4 protein-coding genes are annotated in these 11,582 nt (G+C 66.9%); 1 reads left to right on the top strand and 3 read right to left on the bottom strand.

Going from position 1 to position 11,582, the window contains the following annotated elements; genetic code table 11:
• Nucleotides 1–19 precede the first annotated feature (19 nt).
• Nucleotides 20–3,904 carry a translocation/assembly module TamB domain-containing protein gene (locus tag ACKN61_RS00735; protein ID WP_408951858.1) on the bottom strand — a complete coding sequence of 1,295 codons (3,885 nt, stop codon included), beginning with the start codon at nt 3,902–3,904 and terminating at the stop codon, nt 20–22.
• Between the two features lie 30 nt (nt 3,905–3,934).
• Nucleotides 3,935–5,803 (bottom strand): autotransporter assembly complex protein TamA, encoded by a 1,869-nt coding sequence (locus ACKN61_RS00730; RefSeq protein ID WP_408951857.1) that lies wholly within the window; start codon nt 5,801–5,803, stop codon nt 3,935–3,937.
• Nucleotides 5,804–6,158: 355 nt separating this feature from the next.
• On the opposite strand from ACKN61_RS00730, the gene ACKN61_RS00725 reads away from it, so the two are divergent.
• Nucleotides 6,159–9,080, top strand: coding sequence for a TonB-dependent receptor domain-containing protein (locus ACKN61_RS00725; protein ID WP_408951856.1), 2,922 nt, complete (start codon nt 6,159–6,161; stop codon nt 9,078–9,080).
• A gap of 200 nt (nt 9,081–9,280) precedes the next feature.
• Here the strand turns inward: ACKN61_RS00725 and glyS are convergent, their stop codons facing one another.
• The gene (gene glyS, locus ACKN61_RS00720) at nt 9,281–11,464 is read right to left on the bottom strand and encodes a glycine--tRNA ligase subunit beta (protein ID WP_408951855.1); all 2,184 of its coding nucleotides are present in this window, start codon (nt 11,462–11,464) and stop codon (nt 9,281–9,283) included.
• Between the last annotated feature and the right edge of the window lie 118 nt (nt 11,465–11,582).

Here is an 11,582-nt window from a genome sequence, read left to right as displayed (position 1 = left end):
AGTGATCGCAAATGCGCGCCTACTTCTCCTTGCGCCAATTGATCGACGCGCGGTTCTCGATCGTGCTCGACTCGATCTCGATGTCGAAGCCCTTGCGCAGCAGATACTTCAAGGTCAGCACCTGGCCGGTGCCGAGCAGGGACACGCCGTAACCGACGTACAGGCGCGGCGACAGGTATTTGCCGACGCCGAGCACCGAACCGCCGAGGGCGCGGCTTTCCATCACGCCGGCATCGTCGAGGCCGATCTTGGCGCCGAGCTGCGAGGCGAGCATGCCGCCGCCGGCCGAGAGCGCGGCGCTGGCGGCGTTGAGCTGGCGGCCTTCGTCGCCGCTGACCGACGACAGCGGCCGGCCGAGCGCGAGATAGGCCAGCGCTTCGGACTGCGAGCTGGCCGGGTTCGACCAGACATTGACCTGCGGCGAACTGACCCGGCCGCTGATGTCGACGCCGGCGGTGACCGCGCCGACTTCGCGTTCGGCGCGCACGTCGAGGATCGGGTCCGACACCGGGCCGTTATTCCAGGCCAGGCGGCCGCGGGTGATCTGCAGTTTCTGGCCGTAGGCGGTGTAGCGGCCTTCGACGTTGAGCGCGCCGTTGGCGGTCATCTCGCGGCCGGGGCGCGAACGCACCCGCATCTGGCCACCGAGCTTGCCGTCGAGGCCGAAGCCGTTGAGCTTGACCTGTTCTCCGACCACCAGGGTCAGGTCGAGGTCGAGCGGCGAGGCGCCGGTGTCTTCCGGATCGACCGGGTCGAGCACCACCACGTCCTCGGACACCGACACGCCCTGGTCGAGGCGTTCCAGGTCGATACGCGCGGTCGGGATGGTCACCGTGCCGGTGACCTGCAGCGGCTGCTTGGCGGCATAGCGCACGGTCAGGTCGGGGTTGGCGATCGCATGCAGGTCGCGGGTGTCGGAGGCGAGCACGTTGGTGCCGCGCAGGTTGAGCACCAGCGGCGTGTCGTCGCCCTGCCAGCCGAGCGTGCCGTCGATGTTCAAAGTGCCTTCGCCGGAGCGCACGCTGCCGGCGATGCGCGCGCTGCCGTCGCTCTGCGCGTCGAGGCGGACATTGCCGTTCTGCAGGACGATGCCAAGCGCCGGCAGTTCGGTGGTGAACTGGCTCAGCTGCGCCTGGCCGCCGAGCAAGGGCTGCGAGCGCGTACCGGCCAGGCTGATGCGGCCTTCGAGGCGGCCCTTGGGCTCGACGATGTCGGGCGAGAACATCTCCAGCCAGGTGAGTTCGTCGGTGTCGACCGAGACGTCGCCGGACAGGGGCGCATAGGCGTCCCAACCGGTGGCGATCTTCGCGTCGATGTGGCCGTCGTCGTTGAAGCCGGCCTTGAGTTCGGCGTTGAGCTTGTTCGGGTCGAAGGTCACCTTCAGCGACAACGCGTTGTAGCGCAGCAGTTCGCGGCGCGCGCGTTCGCTGAACTTGAGACCGCCGCCGGCCGAGCTGATATCGACCTGGCCGCGCCAGCCGTTGCCGACCGGACGCAGTTCGCCGTCGAGCGCGATTTCGCCGCGCAGCAACCACGGCCGCTTGTCGCTGCGTTCGGGCAGATAGGCCTGGGCCAACAACAGCGGCAACCCCTGCCCCTTGATATCGACACCGCGCCGCGGCCAGTCCGCGCTGGCGCACAGCGAACCGCCGCTGCTCGAGGCCAGGCAGGCATTCGTCAACGCGCCATTGCGTCCGTCCCAACGGAACTGCGCGGCCTGCTGCAAACGCCAGGACGCGCCCTTGCTCGGCGTCAGTTGTAACGATGCCAGCGCACCTTGCCAGGTCGCGCCGCGCTTGTCGGCATGACCGGCCAGTGCGAGCTGGGCGACCTCGCTGTCGGCCTGCGCCTGCAATTGCAGGGACTCGACCGCGCCGCGCGCATCGACGCTCAGCGACGACAGGGCGAGGCCGGCATTGAGATCGCTCGCGCGCAAAGCCAGTTCGCCGCCGCGGCCGCGCCAGGGCAAGCGGCCTTTGGCGCTGAAACTCGCCGCTGTGTAGTCGCCGTACTTGAGGCCGCTGCCGGTCAGGTCGGCGTCGATGTTCGGCGCATCGCGGGCGCCGCTGAGCTTGAGCGTGCCCTTAAGGCTGCCGGCGGTGTTCGGCAACAGATCGTTGAGTTGCAGCGGCGCCAGCTTGGCGTCGAGTTCGATCGCCTGGGCGAGTTTGCCCTTGGCATCGACGCGGCTGCCGCCGAGGGTCAGGGCGACGTCGCCTTCGTAAGCGTCGTCGCTCTTGCCGGACGCGGCACCGTGCATCGCGAAGCGACCGCGTCCGCCGAGCGGCCGGTCGCGCAGACGGCCGCCAAGGCGTTCGGCGTCGACGCGGATTTCCAGGCCGCCGTCGGCGCGGGTGGCGCCGGTGCTGGCGAGCTGGCCGTCGACCGCGCCCTTCCATTCCGGGGCGAAATAGCCCGGGTCGAAACCCCACAGGGTCGCCTTGAAGTTCCAGCCGAGCGCCGGCGCCCAGGCGACGTCGCCGCTGCCGTCGAGCTGGCCGGTCGGCATCTTGGCCTTGAGCGTCTTCAGGCTCATGCGCTGGTCGTCGCCGCGTCCGTCGAACTCGACCGTCGCGGCCTGTTTGTCGCGCAGCAAACGGGCGTTGCCGATCGCGGCCCAGGCCTTGACCGTGCCGGCGAAACCGAGCTGCGCGGTCTCCAGCACGATGGCCGGCGTGGCCGGCGCCTGCGGCGCGCGCGAAGGCTTGGCGATCGCGGCCGCGGTCGCGGTGGTCGCCGCAGGCTGGCCGCCCCAACGCAGATTGTTCGCGTTGACGGCGAACTTGAACTGGCCGTTCTGCGCATCGGTGAAATCGGCATGGCCGCGCAGGGTCGCGGTGCCGTCGAACAACTGCAGCGCCAACGGCTGCACGTTAAGCACCTGGTCCTTGAGCGAAATCTTCGACGGCAGCACCGTCACCGCCAGATCGCCCTGGCGGAATTCGCCGTTGAGGTCGGCATTGCCGCCGACGCCACCGGCCTCGAAGCGCAACGCCATCGGCGTGTCGCTCGGCTTGGCGTCCGGCGCCAGCAGCAGGCCGACATCGAGCGCATCGGCGCGCGCGCGCAACTGCCAGCGCGGATCGTCCTTGCCGCGCAGGGTCAGGCTCGCACGCACCGGACCGGGTGCGGCGCCGGCGATGGCGACGTCCATGCGCGATAGGTCGCCGCGCGCGACCAGGCCCAGCCGCGGCGGCGTGCGCCCCGGCGCGCTCGGCAACACCACGGTCGCCACCACGTCGGTCTTAAAGTCGTTGCGCGGTTCGTACTCGCCGTGCACGGTGAAACGGCCGCGGTCGGTCAGCGCTTCGAGTTTCTCGACATGCAGCTTGCCCGACTGGGCATCGAGCCCGGCGCGCAGGCGGCTCACGTCGATCAGCGGCTCGCCTTCCTGGCTGAGCTTGAAGCCGTCGATGCGCACGTCGTCGGCCTGCAAGGCCAGCGGCGGTTCGATCTGCGGCAACACCTCGGGCCAACTCGGCAGCTCGAAGGGCTCGTCGCTCTTGGGCAGGTCGAGGGTCGCGTTCTCGACCTGCAGCGCGTCCAGACGCAGCTTGCGGCCGAGCAGGGGGCTCAAGGCCGGATCGACGAAGATGCGCTCGGCGGTGAACACCGTGCCCTTATAAGCGAAGCGCACGCCGCGCAAGGTCAGCGGCCCCGACACCGGCCCCTCGGCCGCGGTCCAGGTGAAGGTCGAATCGGCCGGCAGGCGCGAGACGATCTGCGCCAGCAACAGGTCGCGGCCGGCGATGGTGCTGATCAGCCAGTACAAGCCGGCCGCGATCAACAGGGTCAAGGCCCCGGCGATGAAACTGCTGCGCCAGGCCCAGCGCTTGGCCGCCGCGCGACGACGCTGGCGACGTTCGAGCAGCAGTTGTTCGGGAGTTTTCGGCGTATCGCTCATGTCGTTGCAGGGTCGTCCTGGCCGCGTGCCTTAGAGATCGGCGCCGATGTTGAGATACAACTGGAAACCCGAATCCGGGTCGTCCAGGCCGCGCGCGATGTCGATCCGCAAGGGACCGACCGGCGAGCGCCACCGTACGCCCACGCCGACGCCGGTGCGCAGCTTCGGGGTGTTGTCGAACGCGCTGCCGCTATCGACGAACACCGCCGCGCCCCAACTGTCGTTGAAGTACTGCTCGTACTCGACGCTGCCGGTGACCACGTTTTTGGCGCCGAGCGCGAACGCCTTGCGGCCGTCGATCGCGGGGATGCGCGGCCCGACTTCGCGCCATTCGTAGCCGCGGATGCTGCGGTCGCCGCCGGCGTAAAAACGCAAGGTCGGCGGCATGTCGACCAGGGCGTCGGTGAAGGTGTGGCCGAGTTCGCCGCGGGCGATCAGGCGGCTGCGCGGGCCCAGGCCCTTGTACCAGCGCGCGGTCGTGTGCAGCTGCAGGAAATTCGCATCCGAGCCGACGCTTTCCAGGCCGCCGCGCAGCATCGCGGTGGCGGCGATGCCGTTGCGCGGATACAGGCGGTCGTCGGCGTCGACGTACTCGACCCGGAACGAGGGGTACAGGAAGGTCGCCGAACGGTACTCGACCGGCGTGGTCGGATCGTCGTCGTCCTCGTCGGCATAGGCCCAACGCTCGCGCAGGCCGTGCACCGAGGCGGTGGCGGTCCAGCGCTGGTTGATCTTGCCGCTGCGGCTGGCGACCAGTTCGATGCGGCGCGAGTCGATGTAGTCGGTCTGCTCGTCGGTGCCCTGCAGGCTGAAGGTGTACCAGCCGTCGAGCCAGGCGAAGGCCGGGATGCGGTACTGCAGGGTCGCGGTCTTGCGGCGCTCGGCGAAATCGACCTGGGCCAGGGCCTTGTGGCCGCGGTCGTTGAGGTAACGCCGCTCCAGGCCCAGGCGCACGCCGGCGCCGCTGTCGGTGCCGTAGCTCAGGCCGGCGGTATAGATGCTGCGCTTGGCCGGGGTCAGGACGACCTTGACCGGCACCTGGCCGTCGACCGCCTGGTCCGGCTGCGGCTCGATGTCGATGCTGGCGAAATAGTCCAGCCGCGACAGCGACTCGCGAAAGCGGTCGAGTTTGCCTTGGTGGTAGTAGCTGCCCTGTTCCCAGTACACCAGGCGCTCGAGCAGGCTGTCGCGGATGATCCGCTTGGGCGTCTGCTCGAAGGTGATCGGGCCCATGTCGTAGCGCTGGCCGCTGGTCCAAACCAGGTCGATGTCGGCGGCATGTTCGGCGCGGGTCACTTCCACCCGCCGCGAAGAAAAATCCGCATCGAAGTAGCCGCGCTCGGCCAGACGCCGGGTGATCTTGGTCTTGCTGGCCTCGTACAGTTCGTGATTGAACACCTGGTCCGGGCCGGGCCGGAAGGCCTCGAGGTCCTGGTTGAGGTAACGGTCGTCGCTGCCGGCGCCGAGGATGGCGATGTCGGAGCGCCGCACCTTGACCGGTTCGCCCTTGTCGATGGTCACGGTGACCGTGATCGGCACCGAGGGGGTCGCTGCCGAGGCGGCCGGAGCGGCCGAATCCTGGGACGAAGCGCCTCGGGCGGTCGGGTCTTCGCCGGTGCCGGCCTCGGCCTGGCTCGCTTCAGCCTGATTGGCGTCAGCCGGGCTCGCCCCAACCGGGCTGGCTTCAGCCGGGCTGGAGTCGGCCGGCAGTGCCGGATCGCGGCGGCGGGTGCCGCGGGAATCCTCGACCTTGATCGTCGGCGAGTAGTAGCCGAACGGCTCCAGGGCCTCGCGGGCCTCGTTTTCGGCCTCGCGCAGCAGATAGCCCAGGCGGCGCCCGGACACGTCCTTGCCGATCGTGTCGACCAGGGACAGGGAAACGCGCACGTTTTGGGTCATGGCCTCATCGAGGCCGACGATCTCGACTTTGCCGACTTTGGCCGCCCGGGCCGTGCCGGCGGCTCCAAGTACCAGGGCGACGGCGAAAAAAAGGCGGGGGATCAATGGCATAGCGGTCAGGATAACCGGTAAAGGCTTGTATTGCTTACGTATTTTGTTCAGCCACTTTGCAGATTCGTTGCATATGGCGTTAAGAAGTCGTAATTTCGGCCTCAGGGGAACTGACCGCATGCGCTGGGGGCTGCGCGGCGGACTCATCGGGGTCTCCTAGAAAACAGCCAATCCACCACTCCCATCCATAGGGAAGTCACACGGTAGGGAAGCAATGTCACTGCATATTTCAGGAGTCCACTTCGTGAACAGAAAAATACTCACCACTGCTGTTTGCACCGCACTGGTCGGCGTCGTCGCGCCCGCCTATGCACAGCAGGCGGAAACGGCTTCGAATGAAGACGTCACCAAGATCGAAACCGTTACCGTTACCGGTTCGCGCATCTCCAACCCGAACGTCGTCTCCCCGGCCCCGGTCAGCATCCTGACCGCCGAAGACATCAAGGCGACCGGCGCGATCAACATCGGCGACCTGCTGACGACGATGCCGCAGCTGGCCACCACGTTCACGATGGGCAACTCCGGCCGCTTCATCGGCACTGCCGGCGTGGCGATGCAGGATCTGCGCAACCTCGGCACCGCCCGCACCCTGGTGCTGGTCAACGGTCGCCGCATGGTCGGCGCATCCGCCGGCACCTCGGCCGTCGACACCAACCTGATTCCGGCCGACTGGGTCGAGCGCGTCGAAATCATCACCGGCGGCGCTTCGGCGGTGTACGGCGCCGACGCCGTCTCCGGCGTGGTCAACTTCATCCTCAAGAAGAAGTTCGAAGGCGCCAACCTGCACGCGCAGATCGGCGACAGCCAGCACGGCAGCTTCGGCAAGGAATTCATCTCGTTGACCGGCGGCTGGAACTTCGCCGAAGACCGCGGCAACGTCGCGCTGTCGTTCGAGCACAGCCAGCAGGACCGCCTGATGTTCGGCGACCGCTTCGGCAAGCAGGCTTACCGCGCGATCCGCTCGCCGGGCAGCGGCTTCGACAATACTTTGTTGCCGGATGCCGGCAACTACACCATCACCAGCGCCGGCACCTTCTCGCTGGGCAGCAACTTCAATCCGAGCCTGCGCTATACCTTCGACCCGAACGGCCAGGTGCGCAAGCAGCGCTTCGACGGTCCGGCCGACCGCGATAGCCCGACCCTGCGCAATACCAACGCCACCTGTCAGAACTGCGATCGCCTCGACGGCAACCAGGACCTGCAGATCCAGCCGCAGTACAAGCGCGACACCGTCAGCGCTGTCGCCGGTTTCGATCTGAACCAGGACCACCGCCTGTACTTCGAAGGCATGTACAGCAAGGTCCACAGCAAGTCGTACTTCTCGCCGGCGTTCGGCGCGACCGGCAATCCACACATCATCGAGCGCGACAACGCCTACGTGACGCCGGAGCTGCTGGCGCTGATGGGCGCGCGCCAGTCGATTAATGTCGCACGTAACGACGTCGATGCCGGATCGCGCGGCGAAGACACCGACCGCCAGACCGCCCGCGTCGTGTTCGGCGCCGAAGGCGCGCTGACCAGCGACTGGCTGTACGACGTGTCGGTCAACTACGGCCGCACCCACGAGCGTCGCCGCAACCTCAACAACCGCCACATGGAACGCTTCTACGCGGGCCTGGACGCGGTCAAGGACGCAAACGGCAATATCGTCTGCCGCTCCAAGATCGACCCCGGCCACATGAACCTGGCCTATTACAACAACACCGCGACCCTCGACGGCATCATCTCGCCGGAAGTGGCCGCGAGCTGCATTCCGTTCTCGGTGTTCGGCGAAGGCGCGATCAGTCCGGCCGCCGCCAACTGGTTCAACGTCACCACGATCTCCAAGGCGCGCCTGACCCAGTTCGTGGCCGGCGGTTCGCTGACCAACAACAACCTGTTCGAGCTCAAGGCCGGTCCGGTCAGCTTCGGCACCGGTGTCGAGTACCGTCGCGAAACCAGCCGTTCGATCAACGATCCGCTGGACATCGCCGGCGAGACCTTCCTCAACGCGATCCCGAACTCGGGCGGCAGCTACAACGTCCGCGAGATCTGGGCCGAAGTCGCGGTGCCGTTGCTGGCCGACCTGCCGGCGATCAAGAGCCTGACCGTCGGCGCCGCCGGCCGTTACTCCAAGTACGACACCATCGGCGGCACCAAGGCCTGGCGTTACAACCTGGACTGGGCGATCAACGACAGCCTGCGCATCCGCGGCAACATGTCGGCCGCCGTGCGCGCGCCGAACATCGACGAACTGTTCGGCGGCCAGTCGCAGAACTTCGGCGGCGTCCTCGATCCCTGCGATCCGATCAACACCCGCAACGCCAAAGACCCGGCCGTGCGCGCCCGTAACTGCGCCGCGCTGGGCCTGCCGCCGGACTTCCAGGACACCTTCTCGGCCACCAACGAAGGCCTGTCGGGCAGCAACCCGGATCTCGATCCGGAAACCGGCCGCAGCTGGACCGCGGGTTTCGTGTTCACCCCGACCTTCCTCGAAGGCTTCGGCATGAACGTGGACTACTGGGAAATCAAGATCATCGACTCCATCACGGCGCCGACTTTCCAGCAGACCGCCGATCGTTGCGTCGATAACCCGAACGGCATCGACAACATCTACTGCCGCAACACCGAACGTGGTCCCGATGGCCAGATCAGCTTCCTGACCTCGATCAACCAGAACATCGCCGCCACCACCACCGACGGCATCGACCTCGGCATGTACTACAGCCACCCGTTGTGGGGCGGCCGCATGCGCTGGGACCTCAACGCCACCAAGGTGCTGGGCTACACCGACTATCCGTTCCAGGAAGACAAGGACGAGACGGTCGACCAGAACAAGACCCTGGGCTTCCCGGAATGGAAGGCCACCGTACGCGTGGCTTATATGCGCGACAACTGGGACGTGAACTGGAGCACCCGCTTCGCCGACGGCGGCCTGCGCGTGACCAACGAGAGCTACCGTTCGAACCCGACCTCGACCAGGCCGATCACGGCCGGTTCGGGCGTGTTCCACGACGTGCGCGGCAGCTACACGATCAAGGACAGCGGCTGGCAGATCTACGGCGGCGTGACCAACCTGTTCGACTCCGATCCGCCGGTCAACCTGTTCGGCACGGGCTTCGGCTCGGGTCTGTACGACTCGATCGGCCGCGCCTACTACGTCGGCGTGAACTACAAGTTCTTCTGAGTTCGACCCGGAAGCTTGCAGCGTGAAACGAGGAGCCGGCGCAAGCCGGCTCCTTTTTCATGGGCACTCGCAACAGAGCCGAGGCGACGGATTCGTCTGCCGCACGACCTCGCGCCCGATGAGACGCGGCTGCACCGTAACCGCACGCAACAAAAAGGCCGGCTTGCGCCGGCCTTTCGCTTTCTGCGAGGTGCCCGAACTCAGATCGACAGATGCTCGATCGCAGCGACGCTGCCGAGGCGGTCGGACAAACGCTTCAGCAAGGCCAGTCGGTTGTTGCGCACCGCCAGGTCGTCGACGTTGACCATCACGTGGGTGAAGAAGGCGTCGACCTGCGGGCGCAGGCGGGCCAGGCGGCCGAGCACGGCGACATAGTCGCGCTGCGCCAGCAACGGATCGGTGTCGGCGATCGCGGCATCGACGACTTCGGCCAGCTCGCGCTCGGCGCTCTCGACGAAACGCGCCGGGTCGATCGTCGTCGGGACGTCGCCGTCGACCTTCTTGAGGATGTTGCGGATGCGCTTGTTGGCCGCGGCCAGCGCTTCGGCTTCGGGCAGCTTGGCGAATTCGGCGATGGCTTTGAGGCGGCGGTCGAAATCGTACAGGGTCAAGGTATCCAGCGAATTCACCAGCGCTTCGACAGCATCGAACTGCTGGCCTGGGACAGACTGGTCCGCGTAATAGTTACGTAGTCGTTCAAGCACGAAGGACTGGATATTCTCCCCATTGAGAACAGCAAGCATCTCGCCCGAGGTCTCCCCCGATGTCTGCAAGTCGCTACTCTTGAGAGCGTTCGCCGACTTACGTTCGACCTCGGCCAGCTGACGAAGCGGAGCCTGAAAAGCGGCGCTTTCGCTAGCCCGATGCAACATGCGCGTGAAGTCCACTTCAAGCTGGCCTTCGATCAAAGTACGCGCCAGTCCCAATGCATTGCGACGCAGACTGAAAGGATCCTTATTGCCAGTAGGCTTCAAACCCGCGGCGAAACCGCCCGCCAAGGTATCCAGTCGCTCGGCAATCGCGAGCACCTGCCCCAGCTTCGACGGCGCGATCGCATCGCCGGCGAAACGCGGCATATAAGCCTCGTCGATCGCCGCAGCCACCTCGGCCGACTCGTTCGCGGCCTGGGCGTAGTAACGGCCGGCGATGCCCTGCAGTTCTGGGAACTCGTTGACCATGCGCGACTGCAAGTCGTTCTTCGACAGCAGCGCGGCGCGCTTGGCCTGCGCCGGCTCGACGCCGGCCGCCGGCGCGATCGCTTCGGCCAGCGCGGCGACACGCGCGACCTTGTCGGCGACGCTGCCGAGCTTGGCCTGATAGGTCACCGTCTTCAGGCCCTCGCCCATCGACTCCAGGCCTTGCTTCAGATCCTCGTCGAAAAAGAACTTGGCATCGGCGAAACGCGGGCGGATGACGCGCTCATAGCCCTTGCGGACCTCGGCCTCGTTCCTGGACTGGATGTTGGCGATGCCGATGAAGCGCTCGGTCAGCTGGCCTTGCGCGTCGAGCACCGGGAAGAATTTCTGGTTGGCTTCCATGGTCGCGATCAAGGCTTCCTGCGGCACGGCGAGGAACTCGCGCTCGAAGCCGCAGGCGATGGCGACCGGCCATTCGGTCAGGCCGTTGACCTCTTCCAGGATGCCTTCGTCGATGCGCGCCTGGCCGCCGGCCTGCTGCGCCGCGGCGGTGACTTCGCGGACGATGCGCTCGCGGCGCTCGTCGGCGTCGACCAGCACGCTGGCGCTGCGCAGGGATTCGACATAGTCCTCGGGCGCGCTGAACCAGACCGGCTTGTCGTGCATGAAGCGGTGGCCGCGGCTCATGCGGTCGCTGCGCACGCCGAGCAGGTCGGCCGGCACCACCTCGGTGCCGAGCAGCAGCACCAGCCAATGCACCGGCCGGGCGAAACCGTAGCCATGGTCGCCCCAGCGCATCGGCTTGGGGATCGGCATCGCCGCGAGCGCTTCGCGCACGATTTCGGGCAGCAGGCTGGCGGTGTCGGCGCCGGGCTTGGTCGCGCGGTGGACGAAACGTTCGCCCTTGGCGTCGCTGGTGCGTTCGAGCTCGCTCCAGTCGATGCCGGCCTTCTGGGCGAAACCCTGCAGCGCCTTGGTCGGCTGGCCGTCGGCGTCGAGGGCGATGTTGAGATAGGGGCCGAGCACTTCGCTCTTCTGCTCGGGCTGCTCGGTGGTCACGCCGTTGAGGCGCACGGCCAGGCGGCGCGGCGTGTACAGCGGCTTGGCGCCTTCGCGATCGAAGCCGATGCCGCGCTTGTGCAGGCCGTCGAGCACGCCGTCGAAGAACGCCTGGGCCAGGCCCGGCAGGGCCTTGACCGGCAGTTCCTCGGTGCCCAGTTCGATCAGAAGAGGTTGCGTCGTGCTCATGCGGATGCCTTTGCGTTTTCGTCCTCCTTGCGGGGAAGACGCCTCGCGCTTGCTGCGGCGAGGTGGGTGAGTTCGAGCGAGCTGTACTGGTTCGGTGGGAGGATCGGCGGACTTCAGT

This window comes from Lysobacter sp. Hz25, from assembly GCF_046097045.1.
GTDB lineage: Bacteria > Pseudomonadota > Gammaproteobacteria > Xanthomonadales > Xanthomonadaceae > Lysobacter > Lysobacter antibioticus_B.
The sequence above is the reverse complement of the archived record's forward strand: the minus strand, read 5'-3'. Positions and strand labels throughout refer to the sequence as shown.